Origin of the sequence: Cyanobium gracile PCC 6307 (assembly GCF_000316515.1) — a bacterium.
Classification (GTDB): Bacteria; Cyanobacteriota; Cyanobacteriia; order PCC-6307; family Cyanobiaceae; genus Cyanobium; species Cyanobium gracile.
The window spans coordinates 1,070,198-1,088,172 of record NC_019675.1 but is presented as its reverse complement, the minus strand read 5'-3'; the positions used below and the strand labels follow the sequence as shown (position 1 = coordinate 1,088,172).

The following is a 17,975-nucleotide window of genomic DNA, read 5'->3' as shown; positions in this document are numbered from 1 at the left end:
GTGCCATGAACCTGCCGTGGGTCACGTCAGGTACATCCTGGGAAGGACCTTGATCCGTCGCTCCCCGTGCTCGCCTCCATCCCCGTGCCGGGGTCCCCGGACGCGTCACACATCGGCTGGCGGTTCTGGATCGACCGGGGCGGCACCTTCACCGATGTGGTGGCCTGCTCGCCCGCCGGCGAGCTGGTGGTGCGCAAGCTGCTCTCCGATCCGCCGCCGCCGGCGGACGGCAGCCCTCCGCCCGATCCCGCCGTCACCGCCGTGCGTGAGCTGCTCGGCCTGCCGCCCCACCACCCCATCCCCCCCGGTGCCGTGGCGGAGGTGCGGCTGGGCACCACCGTCGCGACCAACGCCCTGCTGGAGCGGCAGGGGGCACCGGTGCTGCTGCTGGTCAACCGCGGCTTCGCCGACCTGCAGCGCATCGGCGACCAGCACCGCCCCCACCTCTTCGCGCTGGCCATCGAGCGCCCCGAGCCGCCGCCCCTGCGGGTGATCGAAGTGGGCGGCCGGCTGGCGGCGGATGGCAAAGAACTCGAATCCCTGCAGCTGGATGGGGCCCTGGAGGCGGAGCTGGCGCAGGCCTGGGCCGATGGCTTCCGCAGCGTGGCCGTCGCCCTCCTGCACGCCTGCCGCCACCCCCGCCACGAGCAGGCCCTGGGGAGCTGGCTGGCGTCCCGCGGCTTGGCTCCGGTGGTCCTCTCCAACCAGCTCAGTCGCCAGCCCCGGTTGGTGCCCCGCCTCGACACCACCGTGCTGGAGGCGGCCCTGGCCCCGGTGCTGGGCGCCTATCTCGATCAGGTTCGCGCCGCCATCGGCGCCGCCATCCCCCTGCGGGTGATGACCTCCGCCGGCGCCCTGCAGGCCCCCGGCCTGCTGCGGGCCAAGGACACGATCCTTTCCGGTCCCGCCGGTGGGATGGTGGCCGCCGTGGCAGTCGCGGAGGCTGCCGGCTTCGGCGACGCCCCGATCCTCGGCTTCGACATGGGCGGCACCTCTACCGACGTCTTCCACTTCGACGGCAGCCGCGGTGCGGTGGCCTGGGAGCGCAGCACGGAAACGGAGATCGATGGCCTGCGGCTGCTGGCGCCGATGCTGCCGATTCACACCGTGGCGGCCGGCGGTGGCTCGGTGCTGCACGTCGCGGACGGCCGCCTGCAGGTGGGGCCCCGCTCGGCCGGCGCCAACCCCGGCCCCGCCTGCTACGGCCGTGGCGGCCCCCTGGCGGTCACCGACGCCAACCTGCTGCTGGGCCGGCTGCCGGTGCAGGCGCTGCCGCGGCTGTTCGGACCCCGCGGCGACCGGCCGGCCGATCGGGGGGTGGTGCTGGAGCGCTTCGGGGCCCTGGCCCGCCAGCTGGGGCTGGACGGTCCGGAGGCGGCGGCCCAGGGGGCGCTGACGATCGCCATCGAGCGCATGGCCGAGGCAATCCGCCGCATCTCGATCCAGCGCGGCCACGACCTGCGCGGCGCCGTGCTCGTCACCTTCGGCAGCGCCGGCGGCCAGCTCACCTGCCCCCTGGCCGAAGCCCTCGGCCTCACCCGGGTGCTGCTCCATCCCCTGGCCGGGGTGCTCTCGGCCTACGGCATCGGCCTGGCCCGCCCCTCCCTGCTGCGGGAGCGCACCCTGCGCCAGCCCCTGGAGCCGGCCTTGTTGCCCCAGCTGGAGCGGGCGATCGAGGCGCTGCTGGCTGAGGCCTCCGCCGAGCTGCGCGCCGGAGGCGATCTGGCGGCGGGTCAGGAGCCACGGCGCCAGGTCCGCCTGGAGCTGCGCTATGGCGGCAGCGACCAGGGGCTTGAGCTGCCCTGGCCGGCGGCTCCAGCGGATGGCCTGCTGGCGGACCTGCGCGCCGCCTTTGAGGAGCGCCACCGGCAGCGGTTCGGTTTCGTGGTGCCCGACGAGCCGCTGGTGGTGGAGAGGCTGGTGGTGGAGGTGGGGGCCCCGACGCCTGGGTCCTCGGCAGGGGGCGTCAGGGCCGCTGAACTCCCTGCGGCGGCGGATCCGCCCGAACCCTCTGAATGGGTGCCCCTTTGCCTGGCGGACGAGCACAGCGGGGGCTGTGGCGCCGGGATGGTCTGGCGCCAGGTGCCCCTCTGGCGCCGGCAGCAGCTGGTGGCGGGCCAGCGGATTGCGGGGCCGACCCTGGTGGTGGAGCCCACGGGCACCACCGTGCTGGAGCCCGGCTGGGGCGGCCGGGTGCTGGCGGGGGGCGAGCTGCTGCTGGAGCGGCAGGCGCCGGTCGCCGGGGCGGCCCTGGCCAGCGGCGGTGCCGAGGCGGTGGATCCGGTGCGGCTGGAGCTCTACAACCACCGCTTCAGCGCCATCGCCGAGCAGATGGGCGAACGGCTGCGCCAGTGCAGCCGCTCGGTGAACATCCGCGAGCGGCTCGACTTCTCCTGTGCCCTGTTCGATGGCGCCGGCCGGCTGGTGGCCAACGCCCCCCACATTCCCGTGCACCTCGGTTCGATGGGGGCCAGCGTCGCCAGCCTGCTGGCCGCCGTCGCCGCCGGTACCGTTCCGCCGCTGGCGCCCGGCGAGGCCTACGCCTCCAACGACCCCTTCGATGGCGGCACCCACCTGCCCGACATCACCGTGATCACGCCGGTGTTCCGCGCCGAGGCCGGGCCGGAGCCGCTGCTGTTCGTGGCCTGCCGCGGCCACCATGCCGACGTGGGCGGCCTCACCCCGGGCTCGATGCCCCCCTTCAGCCGCCACATCGAGGAGGAGGGGCTGCTGCTGCGCCACGTGCCGCTGCTGCGCCTGGGCCAGTTCGATGCGGCGGCCTGGCGGCAGCGCCTGGCCGCCGGCCCCCACCCGGTGCGCAACCCCGACCAGCTGCTGGCCGACCTTCAGGCCCAGGCGGCTGCCAACCAACTGGGGGTGGACGAACTGCAGCGGCTGCTGGCCCGCGAGGGACCAGGCGAGGTGCGCGCCTACATGGGCCACGTGCTGGCCAACGCCGAGGCGGCGGTGGCCGAGGCGATCGCCGGCCTCAGCGATGGCGAGCACACGGTGGAACTCGACAACGGCAGCCGCATCGTCGTGGCCGTGCGCATCGACCGGGCCGCCCGCCGCGCCCGCATCGATTTCAGCGGCACCTCCCCCCAGCAGCAGGGCAACGTCAACGCCCCGCTGGCGATCACCAAGGCGGCGGTGCTCTACGTGTTCCGCTGCCTGGTGGGTCGCCCGATTCCGCTCAACGCCGGCTGCTTCGCGCCGATCGATCTGGTGGTGCCCGAGGGCTGCCTGCTGCACCCGCTGGCGCCGGCGGCGGTGGTGGCCGGCAACGTCGAAACGTCCCAGGCGGTCACCAACGCCCTGTTCGGGGCCCTGGGGGTGATGGCGGCGGCCCAGGGCACGATGAACAACCTCAGCTTCGGCGATGCCCGCTGCCAGTATTACGAGACGATCTGCGGCGGCACCGGGGCTGGCATGCGGCCCGATGGTCGCGGCTTTGCCGGAGCCAGCGCGGTGCAGAGCCACATGACCAACTCACGTCTCACCGATCCGGAGATCCTCGAGGACCGTTTCCCGGTGCGCCTTGAACGCTTCGCCATCCGCCGCGGCAGCGGCGGCACGGGGCGTTGGCCCGGCGGTGAGGGGGTGGTGCGGCGGCTGCGCTTCCTGGCGCCGATGACCGTCGCCATCCTCTCGGGATCCCGGCGGGTGCCCCCCTTCGGCCTGGCAGGCGGGGGCGATGGCGCCGTGGGCCGCAACCGGCTGGAGCGGGCCGATGGCCGGTTGGAGGAGCTGGCCGGCTGCGATCAGGTGAGCGTCCAGCCCGGCGACCTGCTGGAGATAGCCACCCCCGGCGGCGGCGGCTATGGCGCCGCCGGAGCCGCCCTGTGAGCGTGGCTCTCCGGGGGGCCGCCGGGGCGGCGCTGCTGCTGCTGGCCGTGCCGGTGGCCCAGGCCCAGGCCCAGGCGCCTGCCGCGCTCGCCGCGCCGGAAAGCAATGTGCTGCTGGAGGGTGAGCAGCGCTTCCGGCCGCTGTGGTCGGCCCGGGGGTTGGTGGCGGCCCAGGAGCCGCTGGCCTCGGCGGCGGGGGCGGCGATCCTGCGCCAGGGGGGCAACGCGGTGGACGGGGCGGTGGCCACCGCCTTCGCCCTGGCGGTCACCCTGCCCCAGGCCGGCAACCTGGGCGGCGGCGGCTTCCTGCTGCTCTGGCTGCCCGGCCCCTCGCCGGCCCGCCAGCGGGGCTGCCTGGCCGGGGCTGCCGCTGGCACCAATGCTGCCGGGCCCGAGCTGGCCATCGGCGGCGGCACCGCGGTGGCGGTGAACTTCCGCGAGACGGCCCCGGCGGCGGCCACGGCCACGATGTTCCTGGGCCCCGATGGCCAGGTCGACCGGGCCCGCGCCACCCGCAGCCTGCTCAGCACCGCCGTGCCCGGCAGCGTCGCCGGCCTGGCCCTGGCCCAGCGCTGCTACGGCCGCCTGCCGCTGGCCCAGGTGATGGCGCCGGCGATCCGGCTGGCGGTGGACGGGTTCCCGGTGAGCCGCGAGCTGAGCGATTCCCTGGCCGCCGCCGCCCCGCGGCTGCAGACCGACACCGTCTCCCGAAGCCTGTTCCTGCCGCCCCCGGTGCCGGGCACACGGCTGCGCCAGCGCGAGCTGGCGGCCAGCCTGCGGCGCATCGCCGCCGAAGGGGAGAACGGCTTCTATCGGGGGCCGGTGGCCGACGCCCTGGTGGTGGCCATGGAGCGGGGCGGTGGCCTGATCAGCCACAACGACCTGCGCGCCTACCGCGCCCAGCTGGTGCGGCCGCTGCGGCGCGAGTTCCGCGGCCATCCGGTGCTCTCGATGCCGCCGCCCGGCGGCGGGCTCACCCTGCTGCAGCTGCTGGGGATCCTCGAACCCTTCGACCTGGCGGCCTCCGGCCTGAATGCCGCCGCCAGCCTCCATCCCATGGCCGAAGCCATGAACCTGGCCTACCGCGACCGCAACGCCCTGCTCGGCGACCCCGACCAGGTGCCGGTGCCGGTGGAACGGCTGCTGTCGCCGGCCCATCTCGACGCCCTGCGCCGCCGCATCGACCCCCAGCGCCACACCCCGGCCCCGGGGCTGGAGGCGGCCGCCGCCACAGAAGGCACCAACACCACCCACCTCTCGGTGGCCGACCGCCAGGGCGGGCTGGCGGCCCTCACCACCACCCTCAACTTCCCCTACGGCAACGGCATCACGGTCCCGGGGATGGGCTTCCTGCTCAACAACGAGATGGACGACTTCACTGCCCTCCCGGGCAGCGCCAACGCCTTCGGCCTGCGCCAGGGGTCGGCCAACGCCATCGCCCCCGGCCGGCGGCCGCTCAGCTCGATGGCCCCCACCCTGGTGTTCCGCCCCGATGGCCGCCCCTGGATCGCCACCGGCAGCCCCGGCGGCAGCCGCATCATCACCACCGTGCTCCAGGTGCTGCTCAACCGGATGGTGCATGGCCTCAACCTGGCGGGCGCCGTCGCCACGCCCCGGATCCACAGCCAGCTGTGGCCTGATCGGATCGATCTGGAGCAGGGCGTCAGCCCCGACACCCGGCGCCTGCTGGAGGCCATGGGACACAGCGTGCGCCAGTCCCCGTCCATGGGGGCCGCCAACAGCGTCGAGGTGCTGGAGGGCGGCGGCAGCCTGGGGGCGGTGGATCCCCGCCGGGCCGAGGGCCCGGCCGTGGCCGAATGAGGCTCAGCCCTCGGCGGCGGGCGGGGCGGCGGTGATCAGGTTGAAGGCGGAGAAGGCCAGGCCGAAGCCGAACAGGGTGCCGATCGCCCAGATGCTGTCGGAGGGCCACTCGGCGATCAGCATTCCCCCGAGCACCACGGTGACGATGCCATCGAGCAGCACCAGGCCCCGGGCCGGCCCGGCACCGGCGGCGGCGCCCGCCAGCTCCATCACCCCCTCGACGGCCAGCAGGACGCCGATGAACAGGGTCAGACTCACGGTGCTGGCCACCGGGAAGGCCACCAGGCCGATGCCGCCCACCACATACAGCACCCCGGAGATGGCGCGGAACACCTTGCTGCGGGTGTCATCGGCCGAGGTGAGCCGCAGCAGCTGGGAGGCGCCCGCCGCGACCGACACCCCACCGAGGGCGATGGTCAGCAGGGTGGCCGACACGAAGGGAAGCGCCAGGCAGAGGACGGCCGCCATCAGCAGCAGACCGGCGGTGACCCAGCGCAGGGTGGGGGAAGCGGGGACGGACAAAGGCTTGGGGAGGCTGGTGGGAGGTTAGGCCGGTTTCCCCTGGCCGACCGCCGGGCTCAGCGGGAGCGCGGCGGGCCGTTGTAGAGGATCGCCACCACCCGGCGGCCGTCCGGGGCGATCTGGATCTCGGTCTCCGTCGTGGCCGGCAGCCCCTTGGCCTCCCAGCCGGGGGGGCCTCCGAGGAAGCGGTAGACAAAGCCGTCGGCGTCGCTGCGCACCAGGCAGGGGTTGCTGGCCGCCGAGGTGGTGAACATGCAGTTGGCCGGGGTGTACACCGTCAGCCCGCCGTTGCTGAGCACGGCCGCGTTGCGGGCCAGGTTGAGGGCCCGGACTTCGTTGAAGGGGATCCCCTGGGCCAGGGCCGGGGCCAGGGCCGGGGCCAGGGGGGCCACCGCCAGCAGGAGCCCCGCAGCGGCGGGCAGCAGGCGGGAGGCGGGCCGGAAGCGGAAGGCCATGGAGATCCTCGCGGGTGTGTCCAGTATCCATCGGCTGAACGGACCCGCGTCCGGTGGTCACTGGCCTCCGCAGAGGTTCGACCTACGTTGTCGGTTCCGATCGCTCGCCACCGTGATCCGACCTCTGGCAGCCCCCGCCACGCCGGACGGTCTGCTGCGGCGACGGCACCGCTTCTACCGCCGGCTGCTGTTTCTGTGCCTGCTGGTGATGCTGAGCCTGGCGTTTCCCCAGACGCTGCGCCTGGCCGGGTCGGTGGGCTACTTCCTGATCACGCTGCTCACCACCGTCGAGCTGGGGGGTTTCCTCGCCGGTTCGGTGGCGCGTGACTCGGGTGACCGTCTGTACCTGGTGCTGGGAGGCGCCAACCTCGTCGCCCAGCTGTACTGGCTGCTGACCCCCGAGTCGCGGCGCCTGTCCGGGGTGCCCCTGCTGCTGATCACCACGTTGTTCATCGGCTGGAGCCTGGTGCGACTGGTGCGGACCCTGGGCCGGGAGCCCCGGGCCACCCGGCCGGTGGTGGTCGGGGCGGTGGCCGGCTATCTCCTGCTCGGACTCAGTGGTGGTCTGGTGCTGAGCGTGCTGGAAACGATCCAGCCCGGCAGCTTCCTGGCCAACACCGCCGATGGCCAGGCCGCCATCGTTCGCTCCCATGCGGGGGTGGCCGCCCACAGCGTCTGGGAGCTGGATTTCGCCCGCATCAACTACTTCGCCTTCGTGAGCCTGACCACCACCGGCTACGGCGACATCACCCCGGCCCTGCCTCCGGCGCGGATGGCCAGCGTGGTGCTGGGGATCGCCGGGCCGCTCTACATCGCCGTCATCCTGGGGGTGCTGATCAGCCGATTCGCGGCCCCGGAGGAGGGTGACTCCGGCGACTGAGACGCGCCATCCGGCGGCAGGGCCCGCTCGAGGCCCACATCCACCCCGATGTGCTGATCGGGACGGCCGGTGATCAGCAGGGCCGTGCGCTGGCGGGTGGCGATCTGCCACATCCATTTGCTGAACAGGGCGATGCGGTTCTCGGTGTCGGGGATGAAGGCCAGATGGGCCAGGGCCCACAGGATCCAGCCCGCCAGACCGCTCACGTGCAGCCCGCGCAGGTCGGCCACCGCGTACCAGGGCCCAATCACGGCCATGCTGCCCAGATCAAACCAGCGGAACGGCTCGCTGCGGCGCCCTTCGAGGCCCGCCAGGATGTCGCCCGCCACCCAGCCGCCCATCTGGACCGCCGGCCCCGCCATGCCCGGCAGCACCCGGCCGTCGCCGGTGTGGGCGTAGTGGCAGAGATCCCCCACCGCCCGGATCTCCGGGTGCCCCGGCAGCGAGAAGTCGGCCTCCACCTGCAGCCGTCCGCCGCGATCTACGGGGGCGCTGGTGCGTTCCGCCAGCAGCCGGCCCAGGCGGGAGGCCCGCACCCCGGCGGTCCAGCAGATCGTGGCCGCCTCCAGGTCGCCGAAACCATCAGCGCCAGCGCCCGCCTCACCGGCGGAGGCATCCGGGGGGCGCCGCAGGAGCACCCGGCCGGGTTCGATGGCGGCCACCATCGTGTTCAGTCGCAGCTCCACGCCGGCGCGCTGCAGGTAGGCCGCGGCGTCGGCGGAGAGATCGGCCGGCATCGCCGGCAACACCCGATCCACCGCATCCAGCAGGATCACCCGGCACTGGGCACGGTCGAGCTGCTTGAAGTCGCGCTCCACGGCGCGGTGCATCAGCTCGATCAGGGAGCCGGCCAGTTCGCACCCCGCCGGCCCGGCCCCCACCACCACCACCGACTGCAGGAAGCGGCGCCGCCCGGGATCCCGGGTCTGCTCAGCCTCTTCGAGCGCCATCAGCAGCCGGCGGCGGATCTCGTCGGCGTGCTCGAGGATCTTCATCGGCGGCGCCAGGGGCCGCCACTCCTCGTGGCCGAAGTAGGTGCTGCCCGACCCGCTCGCCAGGATCAGGTGGTCGTAGGCGTAGCGGTGGTCGTTGAACACCACCTCCCTGGCCTCGGTGTCGATGTCGACCACCTCGCCCAGCAGGATCTGGATGTTGGGGGCCTGCCCCACCATCTGGCGCAGGGGGGACGCCACATCCGCCTCCGACACCAGACCGGAAGCCACCTGGTACAGCAGCGGCTGGAACAGGTTGAAGTTGCGCTTGTCGATCAGGGTCACGCGCACCGGCTGTCCCGCCAGGACATGGCAGGCTTTGAGCCCGGCGAACCCCCCGCCCACGATCACCACATGGGGCCAGTCGCCCATGGCCTCCAGGGGCGGATCCAGCTCGAGGAAGAAGCGTTCTTGGGCCATCAAGCGGAGGGGGCCATCGGGCGAATCCTCAGGGCTGAACCGTAGGCAGCCCGCCGCCGCGGGGCGGTAGTGATGGAAGCGGTTTGGCGGACGGGGGCCGTCGAAGGGCCCGCTGGGGCGGCCAGAGGGAACCGGGACTGCTACCTTGAAAATGATTCCCATGCCCGGCCCTTTGGGCTCTGCACCGATGCGCTCGGCCCCTTCCCCGGCCCCTGATCGGGAGCGCCTGCCCGTCACCGTCCTCACGGGCTACCTCGGCTCCGGCAAGACGACGTTGCTCAACCGCATCCTCACCCACGAGCACGGCCTCAAGGTGGCGGTGATCGTCAATGAATTCGGCGAGGTGGGCATCGACAACCAGCTGGTGATCGAGGCCGATGAGGAGATCTTCGAGATGAACAACGGCTGCATCTGCTGCACCGTTCGCGGCGATCTGATCCCCATCATCGGCCACCTGATGAAGCGCCGCGACCGCTTCGATCACCTCGTGATCGAGACCACCGGCCTGGCGGACCCGGCGCCCGTGATCCAGACGTTCTTCGTCGACGAGGACCTGCGGGAGCAGCTCCGGCTCGATGCCGTCGTCACCCTCGTCGATCTCCGCCATGTGGAGCAGCACTGGGACAGCGAGGAGGTGCAGGAACAGCTGGCCTTCGCCGATGTGCTGCTGCTCAACAAGACCGATCTGGTGGCAGCCGAAGCCCTCGAGGCCATCCGTCAGCGCACCCGGGCCATCAATCCCTTGGCCCGGGTGATTCCCACCTGCCGGGCCGATGCGGCGATGGACCAGATCCTGGGCGTGGGGGCCTTCGAGCTCGAGCGGGCCCTGGCGATCGATCCGGAGTTCCTTGCCTCCGACCATGACCACGAACATGACGATGCCGTCAGCTCGGTGGCCTTCATCGAAGCGCGGCCGATGAGTTACAGGAAGCTGGAACGCTGGATCGATGGGCTGGTGAGCGAGCGGGGGCCCGATCTGTTCCGCATGAAGGGCATCCTCCAGATCGACGGCGAGAGCCACCGCTATGTCTTCCAGTCGGTGCACATGCTGATCGACAGCGCCAGGGATCGGCCCTGGCGGGCTGATGAAACCCCCCGAACCGATTTCGTGATCATCGGCCGCGATCTCGATGAAGCCGCCCTGCGGGCCGGTTTCGAGGCCTGTGTTGCCTGATCCGGCCGTGGCGCCCCCCCAGGCCCTGGTGCGGGAGCGGCTCAGCGGCACCTGCGGCAATGCCATCACCGCCCAGGCCTGGTCGGCCGATGGGGAGTTCCTGGCGATGGCCACCGCCGGCGGCGAGCTGCTGCTGCTCGATGTCCGGGCGGGCTGCGAGGAGCTGCTGCGCGGGGATCGGGACAGCGGCCTCGATGTGCTGGGCTTCAGTCCTGACGGCCGCTTTCTGATGGCGGCGGGCCAGGGCGGCGAGTTGCTGCTCTGGGAGATGGGCGGCACGGGCGTGCGGCCGCTGGCCTTCGACCCGGTGCCGCTCCAGGCCGGCTGGCTGGATACGGCCGCCTGGCGGCCCCACGGCGCCCTGCTGGCGCTGGGGGCCGGCCGGCGGGTGCGGCTCTGGGACGGGGAAAGCCGTGCGCTGCGGGAGGAGAGTCAGGAGCTGGAGCGCACGGTGCTGTCCCTGGCCTGGAGCCGTGATGGCCAGCGGCTGGCGGCCGCCTGCCACGGCGAGGTGCTCCTCTGGCAGCCGGAGGATCCAGGGGAGCCGCCCCAGCGCTGCGCCACCGGCTCGGCCGGCGTGGCCCTGGGCTGGTCCGACCAGGGGACCCTGCTGGCCAGTGGCCAGCTCGACGGCTCGCTGATGCTCTGGCCCGACGGCGCGGCCGGCCGCGGCTGGCAGTTCAGCGGCTTCCCCGGCAAGGTGCGGTCCCTGGCCTGGTGCGATCAGCCGGGGCGTCTGGCCCCCCTGCTGGCCGTGTCCTCCTCCGACATCTCCGTGATCTGGAGCCAGCAGGATCGCGGCGCCAAGGGCTGGAAACCGGAGCCCCTGGTGCTCCACGAAGGCCGCGTCAACGCCGTGGCCTTTGCCCCCGGCAGCAACCTGCTGGCCAGCGCCTCCAGCGATGGCACGGTGGCGCTCTGGGATGGCCGCGGCCGTCTGCAGCAGCTGCTGGAGGGTGACGGCCAGGCGATCACCTGTCTGAGCTGGCGACCCGATGGCCGCCACCTGGGCGCCGGCGGCGACCAGGGGCAGTGGTGGCTGTGGCCCGTCACCCTGCCCCCGCCCGTCCGTTCCCGCCCACAGCCTTCCCGCCCACCCCGTTCCGGAGGTTTCGCCCCATGATCCAGCCCCCTGTCCGTCGTCCTGTCCTGGCCCTGGCCGCCGGGCTCTCCGCCCTGCTGCTGGGCTGCCGCCCCGCGGTGCAGGCACCGGAAGCGCAGCCACCGCAAGCCCAGGCCGGCCGGGCCGATCGCCCCCGGGTGGTGACCACCTTCCTGCCGATCACCCTGTTCACCCGGGCCGTCGCCGGCGACTGCGCCGAGGTGAGCGCCCTGATCCCCGCCGCCAGCGGCCCCCACGATTTCCAGGCCAGGCCCGGGGATGTGGCGGCGCTGAAGAACGCCAGGGTGCTGGTCAAGAACGGTCTGGAGATGGAGTCCTTCCTCGACAAGCTGGTGAAGGGCGCCGAGAACCCCGACCTGAAGGTGATCGACTCCAGCCGCGGCATCGCCACCCTGGAAAACCCGGAGGCGAGCGGTGAGTCCAAGGCAGAGGCCCACGACGACCACGGCCATGACCACGCCCACGACCATGGCCCGATCAATCCCCACATCTGGCTGGATCCGGTGCGCGCCGCCCAGCAGGTGGACAACATCCGTGACGGCCTGATCGCCGCCGATCCGGCCTGCGCCGACGGCTACCGCCGCAACGCCGCCGCCTTCAGCGGCCAGCTGCGCCAGCTCAACACGGACTTCGAGAAACAGCTGGCGCCCTTCCGGGGCAAGACCTTCGTGGTTCTCCACGACTTCGCCCCCTACTTCGCCGACCGCTACGGCCTCAGGGCCGAATACCTGGTGGATGTGCCGGAGCAGAACCCTTCGCCGGCCGATCTGGCCCGGGTGGCGGAGACGGTGAAGCGCACCCAGCTCAAGGCGCTGCTCAGCGAACCCCAGGAGGGCAACCGCTCCTTCAACGCCCTGGCCGGGGATCTGGGGATCCGCATCAGCGTCTTCGATCCGATGGAGACGGGCACCGAGGAGGCCTCCCGCAACCCGGCCACCTACGCCGAAGTGATGCGCCGCAATGTCTCCGATCTGGTGAGCGCCTTCCGCTGATGCCCGTTCTGGAGGTCGAGGGCCTGCGGGTGCTGCGCGATGGGGTGCTGGCGGTGGACGACGTCAGCTTCCAGCTCGCCTGCGAGAGCGACACGGCCCTGGTGGGGCCGAACGGGGCCGGCAAGAGCTCGCTGGTGGGGGCGATCCTCGGCCTGATCCCCCGCCACGCGGGCGAGGTGCGGATCCTCGGCCAGCGGCTGGGGCCCGCCGGCCAGCTGCCGGCACCGGTCCGGGCCCAGCTGGCCTTCCTCCCGCAGGCCCTGCCGCTCCAGGGGCGCCTGCCCCTCACCGTGGCCGAGTTCGTCGGCTTCGGCTGGGATCCGCCCGGCCCGCGCCTGCCCTGGAGCGGTGGCGGCGAGCGCCGCTCCGCCGTGCGCGCCGCCCTCGCCAAGACGGGCTGCGGGCCGCTGGCCGATCGCCTGCTGAGCGAGCTGTCGGGGGGGCAGCTGAAGCGGGTGCTGCTGGCGTTCTGCGTCGTGCGGCCCCGGCGCCTGCTGGTGCTGGATGAGGCCCAGGCCGGCCTGGACGCCCCCTCCACCGAGCAGTTCCACCGCCTGCTGTTCGACCTGCGCCGCCGTGAGGGCTGGACCGTGCTGCAGGTCTCCCACGACCTGGACATGGTGCGGCGCAGCTGCGACCAGGTGCTGTGCCTCAACCGCCAGCTGCGCTGCAGCGGCCGTCCCGAACTGGCCCTCTCCCGGGCCCAGCTGGAGCGGCTCTACGACCCGGCCGATGCCCCCGACCTCCGCCGGGCCCGTGCACCCCAGGGGAGTCCCCGGATCGGATGACGGAGTTCTCCCCCTTCAGCGCGGTGATCACCCAGCCGTTCATGCAACGGGCCCTGGTCGGCGGGCTGCTCACCGGGGCCCTGGGCGGCCTGCTGGGCAGCTTCGCGGTGCTGCGCCAGCTGTCCTTCTTCAGCGATGCCCTGGGCCATTCGGCCCTGCTGGGCCTCAGCCTGGGGATCCTGCTGGGGCTCAACCCCACCCTGGTGCTGATCCCCTTCGCGGTGCTGTTCGCCCTGCTGGTGAACCTGCTGGTGCAGCGCAGCCAGCTCCCCACCGACGCGCTGCTGAACATCGTCTACTCCACCTCCCTGGCCTTCGCGGTGGTGGCCCTCAGCCTGGTGACGACCTACAAGGGCGGCATCCAGCAGCTGCTGTTCGGCGACATTCTCGGGGTCTCCTGGCTGGACCTCGCCCTGATCGCCGTGCTGCTGGTGGGGGCGGTGGCCTACCTGCTGGTGAGCCTGCGGGCCCAGGTGCTGGTCACCCTGCACGCCGATCTGGCCGGGGCCTTCGGCGTCGGCAGCCAGTGGCACCGGATCGCCTTCATCCTGCTGCTCGCCGTGGTGGTGGCCGTTTCGATCAAGGCGGTGGGGGTGCTGCTGATCAGCGCCTTCGTGGTGATCCCCGCCTGTGCTTCCCGGCTGGTGAGCCGCCGCTTCGGCACCTATCTGGTGCTCTCTTCGGTGATCGGCGGCGGTTGTGCCGTGCTGGGGCTGCTCGGCTCGGGCCTCACCAACCTGCCCTCGGGCCCCTGCGTGGTGATCGTGCAGTTCTTCGGGTTCCTGATGGCCCTGCTCTGGAGCCTGAGGGGGCGGCAGGAGCGGGGCAGGGCGGCCCTAGCCTGAACTGCCCCGACCCGCCGCCAGCACGATGCCGGCGCAGGCCTCGGCATCGGAGAGGGCATCGTGGTGCTGGAGCGGCAGGCCCAGATGCCGGCACACATCCGGCAGTTTGGTGGGCCGCAGGTTCCAGGCCTGCCGGGCCACCTGCACGGTGCAGACGAAGGGCTGGGCTGGGGGCCGCAGACCGGCCTGCTCGCAGCAGGCCCGCAGCACACCGGCATCGAAGCTGGCGTTGTGGGCAGCGATGAACAGGGCCCCATCCAGACAGGCCGCCAGCTCGGGCCACAGCTCGGCGAAGCTGGGCGCATCGGCCACCTGGGCCCAGCTGATCCCGTGGATGGAGGTGAACAGGAAGGTCCTCCGTGGCGGCCGGATCAGGTGGTGCTCGCGGCGCACGATGGACCGCCCCTCCACCCGCACCAGGGCGATCGAGCAGGCACTGTCCCGGCCCTGGTCCGCCGTCTCGAAATCCAGCGCCACGAAACAGCCCTGACGGAGATCGGCCAGGCCCGTGCGTGAGACCGGAGCCGGTGCCGGTGACCGCTGGATCGTCCGCAGGGCAGCGTCGCCCCTGCGCAGGAAGCGCCGCTCGTCGCGATCCAGGTTGGCGGCGCCCCAGCGGCTGCGGTAGGTCCACAACTGGCGGTAGCGACGCACGTCCTGCTCCGACCAGCCCGCGGCCAGGAGTTCAGCGCTGGGGCTCGGCTCCTCCATCGGCAGCTGGGGTGGGCTCGTCGCGACTGGGGGGATTCTCACCGAGAGCATTCCCGGTCAGCGCCGTCCCGCAGTGCCGGCAGTGGCGCGCGTCGACCTGGTGGTCGGCCAGCCCGCAGGCGGGGCAGGGGGTCCCAGCCTGTGGGTGGCCCGTTGGCCGCAGCACCGACAGGCCGATCTCGGCGCTGAGGATGCCGGTGGGCACGGCGATGATGCTGTAGCCGATCAGCATCACCACCGAGGCCATGAAGCGCCCCAGGGGCGTCACCGGGGCCACGTCGCCGTAGCCCACCGTGGTGATCGTGACGCAGGCCCAGTAGATGGCCACCGGAATGCTGCCGAAGCCGTCATTGCCGGCCTCGATCACATACATGAAGGCGCCGATCAGGATCACCAGCGTCACCATGGCCAGCAGGAACACGGTGATCTTGCGGCGGGCGGCGATCAGGGCGCTCCAGAGGAGTTCGGCCTCCTGCAGGTAGGCCCCCAGCTTCAGCACCCGGAACACCCGCAGCAGCCGCAGCACCCGCACCACCAGGAACAGCTGGCCGCCGCCGATCAGCAGACCCAGGTAGGTGGGCAGGATCGCCAGCAGGTCCACCAGCCCGAAGAAGCTGGTGGCGTAGCGCCGCGGCTCGGCCACCAGCCGCAGCCGCAGCAGGTACTCGAGGCTGAACAGCAGGGTGAAACCCCACTCCAGCCTCAGGAAGGTGCCGGCCCAGTGTTGCCGCAGCAGCGGATCGCTCTCCAGCACCACCGCCAGCACGCTGAGGGCGATCGCCAGCATCAGCAGGGCATCGAAGGCTTTGCCGGAGGGGGTGTCCGTCTCGAGGATGGTGCGCTCCAGCCAGGGGCGCCCCACCACCCGCACCAGGGCCAGGGCCACGGCCAGCAGGCCGCCCAGCAGGAGCGGCACCAGCAGGGGCTCCAGCAGCGGCAGCGTCGGCATCCTCAGCCGCTCCCCAGATAGGAGGCCCGCAGCCCCGCATCGGCCAGCAGGGCGGCAGCGCTGCCCTCCAGGGCGATGCTGCCGCCTTCGAGCACCACGCCGCGGTCGGCGATCTCCAGGGCGGCGGTGGCGTTCTGCTCCACCAGCAGCATCGACAGCCCGCCGGCGTGCAGCGCCGCCAGGGCCGCCATCACCTCGGCCACCAGCTTCGGCGCCAGGCCCAGGCTCGGCTCATCCAGCAGCAGCAGGCTGGGCCGGCCCATCAGGGCCCGGGCGATCGCCAGCATCTGCTGCTCGCCGCCCGAGAGGTTGCCGGCCAGCTGGCGGCGCCGCTCCGCCAGGCGGGGGAACAGGCCGTAGCAGCGCTCCAGGTCGGCGGCGATGCCGGCCCGATCGCGGCGCAGCCAGGCCCCCAGCTCCAGGTTGGTGGCCACGGTCTGGCGGGCCAGCACCCGGCGGCCCTCCGGGCAATGGCCGATGCCGAGGCGCACCGTGCGGTGGGTGCTCACCCCGGCCAGGTCGGCGCCGCGCCACAGCACCTGGCCGGCGGCGGCGCCCACCAGCCGGGAGATGGCCCGCAAAGTGGTGCTCTTGCCGGCGCCGTTGGCCCCCAGCAAGGTCACCAGTTCCCCCTGGTGCACCTGCAGATCGAGGCCCCGCAGGGCGGGGAGGGCCCCGTAGCGCACAGTGAGGGCACGCAGTTCCAGCAGCGGCGCGCTCATCGGCCGTCTCCGGCGGCCCGGCCCGAACCGCTACCCGAGCCCCCCAGGTAGGCCTCGATCACCTGCGGGTCGGTGCGCACCTCGGCGGGGCTGCCCAGGGCGATGCGCCTGCCGAAGTTGAGCACCGCCAGCCGATCACAGAGCTGCATCATCAGCGGCACGTGGTGCTCGATGATCAGCACCGTCAGCGCGAAGTGCTCGCGGATCGTGCCGATCAGCCGCCGCAGGTCGTCCTTCTCGGCCGGGTTCATGCCGGCGGCGGGTTCATCCAGCAGCAGCAGCTGCGGGGCCGTCGCCAGGGCCCGGGCGATCTCCAGCCGGCGGCGGTCGCCGTAGGGCAGGTCGCCGGCCCGCTGGTCGGCCATGGACTCCAGCTCCAGCAGGGTGAGCAGCTCCATCGCCCGCTCCTGCAGCTGCCCCTGCTGCCGGCGGAAGGCGCCGCTGCCCACCAGGGACCCCAGCAGGGGGGCGCGGGCGGCGTGGTGCAGGCCCACCAGCACGTTCTCGCGCACCGACAGGCTCTCGAACAGGCGCAGGTTCTGGAAGGTGCGGGCGATGCCGAGCCGATTGAGGCCGCTGGCCCCCAGGCCCGTGGTGGGCGCGCCCCGCCACAGGCAGCGGCCGCCGCTGGGGGCGGTGAGGCCGGAGATGACGTTGAACAGGGTGGTCTTGCCGGCGCCGTTGGGGCCGATCAGGCCGAAGATCTCCCCCTTCTCCAGCGCCAGGCTCACCTGATCGAGGGCCAGCAGGCCGCCGAACCGGCAGCTGACGGCCTCCACCTGCAGCAGGGGCACCGGGGCAGTGCCGTCGGGGCTCTGATTCATGGGGCCTGCGGTGCCTGACGGACCCGGGGGCGGCCCCGGCCGAGCAGGGCGGCCAGCCAGCGCAGCCGCTCCGCCGTCACCAGGCCCTGGGGAAAGAACAGCGGACCCAGCAGGATCACCGCCCCGAACAGGATCAGGCGCAGGTCGCCCACCGGCCGCAGCAGCTCCGGCAGGGCGGTGAGCACCAGCCCCCCCAGCACCGGACCCGGCCACAGCCGGGAACCGCCGAAGACCACGAAGGCCAGGGTGGTGATGCTGGCGTCGAAACTGCCGGCCCGGGCGTTCCAGGAGTTGAGGAAATGGGCCGCCAGGGCGCCGGTGACGCCGGCGAGCACGGCGCTGGCCACGAAGGCGATCAGCTTGGTGCGGGGCGTGTCGATGCCGACGCAGGCGGCCGCCAGTTCGTCATCGCGGATGGCGGCCATGGCCCGCCCCAGCCGCAGGGCCTCCAGCCGCTGGCACAGCCAGCAGGCCAGGGCCAGCAGCGCCAGGGTGAACAGCACGTAGCCCTCGGGGTGGGCGAAGGGCTGGGGGATGCCGAAGATCCCCATGGCTCCGCCGGTGAAGGGCAGGTTGAGGTTGAGCACCCGCAGGATCTCCACCAGGGCGATGGTGGCGATGGCCAGGTAGATCCCCCGCAACCGCAGCACCGGACCGCCGATCGCCAGGGCGATCAGCCCCGCCAGGGCCCCGCCCAGGACCATCTCCGCCAGCAGGGCCGGCAGCGGGGAGGTGGCGCCGCTGCCGGCGAAGGCGGGGACGCCGGTGGAGAGAAGGGCGGCCACGTAGCCGCCCACCGCATAGAAGCCCGGGGTGGCCAGGGACAGCTGGCCGCAGCGCAGCGGCAGGTAGACCGAGAGCGCCAGCAGGGCGCCGAGCAGCATCTGTTCGAGCAGGGCGGCGTCCATGGCC

16 protein-coding genes are annotated in these 17,975 nt (G+C 72.8%); 8 read left to right on the top strand and 8 right to left on the bottom strand.

The annotated features are described in order from the left end of the window. Positions 1-66 precede the first annotated feature (66 nt). Positions 67-3,846: a hydantoinase B/oxoprolinase family protein gene (locus CYAGR_RS05190; RefSeq protein ID WP_015108735.1), complete on the top strand. Its 3,780-nt coding sequence runs from the start codon at positions 67-69 to the stop codon at positions 3,844-3,846. After that, positions 3,843-5,666, top strand: a complete 1,824-nt coding sequence (gene ggt, locus CYAGR_RS05185) for a gamma-glutamyltransferase (protein WP_015108734.1) — start codon at positions 3,843-3,845, stop codon at positions 5,664-5,666. The genes CYAGR_RS05190 and ggt overlap by 4 nt, the downstream gene beginning before the upstream one ends. Positions 5,667-5,669: 3 nt before the next feature. Here ggt and CYAGR_RS05180 read toward each other — a convergent pair whose 3' ends face one another. Beyond that, positions 5,670-6,188: an HdeD family acid-resistance protein gene (locus tag CYAGR_RS05180; protein WP_015108733.1), complete on the bottom strand. Its 519-nt coding sequence runs from the start codon at positions 6,186-6,188 to the stop codon at positions 5,670-5,672. 56 nt (positions 6,189-6,244) lie between these two features. Further along, positions 6,245-6,643, bottom strand: coding sequence for a hypothetical protein (locus tag CYAGR_RS05175; RefSeq protein ID WP_015108732.1), 399 nt, complete (start codon positions 6,641-6,643; stop codon positions 6,245-6,247). A gap of 112 nt (positions 6,644-6,755) precedes the next feature. Here CYAGR_RS05175 and CYAGR_RS05170 point away from each other — a divergent pair, with 112 nt between their 5' ends. Continuing rightward, complete coding sequence (locus tag CYAGR_RS05170) at positions 6,756-7,523, top strand: potassium channel family protein (RefSeq protein ID WP_015108731.1); 768 nt, start codon at positions 6,756-6,758, stop codon at positions 7,521-7,523. Here CYAGR_RS05170 and CYAGR_RS05165 read toward each other — a convergent pair. Next, positions 7,451-8,935 carry an NAD(P)/FAD-dependent oxidoreductase gene (locus CYAGR_RS05165; RefSeq protein WP_015108730.1) on the bottom strand — a complete coding sequence of 495 codons (1,485 nt, stop codon included), beginning with the start codon at positions 8,933-8,935 and terminating at the stop codon, positions 7,451-7,453. The genes CYAGR_RS05170 and CYAGR_RS05165 overlap by 73 nt on opposite strands. Positions 8,936-9,122: 187 nt before the next feature. Between CYAGR_RS05165 and CYAGR_RS05160 the strand changes: the two genes are divergently transcribed. Genes CYAGR_RS05160 through CYAGR_RS05140 form a run of 5 tightly spaced genes read left to right on the top strand, consistent with a single transcriptional unit; the run spans position 9,123 to position 13,857 of the window. Next, positions 9,123-10,109 carry a CobW family GTP-binding protein gene (locus tag CYAGR_RS05160; protein ID WP_015108729.1) on the top strand — a complete coding sequence of 329 codons (987 nt, stop codon included), beginning with the start codon at positions 9,123-9,125 and terminating at the stop codon, positions 10,107-10,109. Further along, a complete protein-coding gene (locus tag CYAGR_RS05155; RefSeq protein ID WP_043325453.1) occupies positions 10,102-11,232 on the top strand; it encodes a WD40 repeat domain-containing protein in 1,131 nt (376 codons plus the stop codon). Before CYAGR_RS05160 ends, CYAGR_RS05155 begins: the two co-directional genes overlap by 8 nt. Next, positions 11,229-12,224, top strand: coding sequence for a metal ABC transporter solute-binding protein, Zn/Mn family (locus CYAGR_RS05150; protein ID WP_015108727.1), 996 nt, complete (start codon positions 11,229-11,231; stop codon positions 12,222-12,224). The genes CYAGR_RS05155 and CYAGR_RS05150 overlap by 4 nt, the downstream gene beginning before the upstream one ends. Beyond that, positions 12,224-13,012 (top strand): metal ABC transporter ATP-binding protein, encoded by a 789-nt coding sequence (locus CYAGR_RS05145; protein WP_015108726.1) that lies wholly within the window; start codon positions 12,224-12,226, stop codon positions 13,010-13,012. Before CYAGR_RS05150 ends, CYAGR_RS05145 begins: the two co-directional genes overlap by 1 nt. Further along, a complete protein-coding gene (locus CYAGR_RS05140) occupies positions 13,009-13,857 on the top strand; it encodes a metal ABC transporter permease (protein WP_015108725.1) in 849 nt (282 codons plus the stop codon). The genes CYAGR_RS05145 and CYAGR_RS05140 overlap by 4 nt, the downstream gene beginning before the upstream one ends. Here CYAGR_RS05140 and CYAGR_RS05135 read toward each other — a convergent pair. Genes CYAGR_RS05135 through CYAGR_RS05115 form a run of 5 tightly spaced genes read right to left on the bottom strand, consistent with a single transcriptional unit; the run spans position 13,849 to position 17,971 of the window. After that, positions 13,849-14,568, bottom strand: coding sequence for a 3'-5' exonuclease (locus tag CYAGR_RS05135; RefSeq protein WP_015108724.1), 720 nt, complete (start codon positions 14,566-14,568; stop codon positions 13,849-13,851). The genes CYAGR_RS05140 and CYAGR_RS05135 overlap by 9 nt on opposite strands. Continuing rightward, positions 14,543-15,517, bottom strand: a complete 975-nt coding sequence (locus CYAGR_RS05130; protein WP_015108723.1) for an ion transporter — start codon at positions 15,515-15,517, stop codon at positions 14,543-14,545. Before CYAGR_RS05130 ends, CYAGR_RS05135 begins: the two co-directional genes overlap by 26 nt. A 2-nt stretch (positions 15,518-15,519) precedes the next feature. Further along, positions 15,520-16,239 (bottom strand): ABC transporter ATP-binding protein, encoded by a 720-nt coding sequence (locus tag CYAGR_RS05125; RefSeq protein WP_015108722.1) that lies wholly within the window; start codon positions 16,237-16,239, stop codon positions 15,520-15,522. Then, complete coding sequence (locus CYAGR_RS05120; protein WP_015108721.1) at positions 16,236-17,063, bottom strand: ABC transporter ATP-binding protein; 828 nt, start codon at positions 17,061-17,063, stop codon at positions 16,236-16,238. Before CYAGR_RS05120 ends, CYAGR_RS05125 begins: the two co-directional genes overlap by 4 nt. Further along, a complete protein-coding gene (locus tag CYAGR_RS05115) occupies positions 17,060-17,971 on the bottom strand; it encodes a branched-chain amino acid ABC transporter permease (RefSeq protein ID WP_015108720.1) in 912 nt (303 codons plus the stop codon). The genes CYAGR_RS05120 and CYAGR_RS05115 overlap by 4 nt, the downstream gene beginning before the upstream one ends. Between the last annotated feature and the right edge of the window lie 4 nt (positions 17,972-17,975).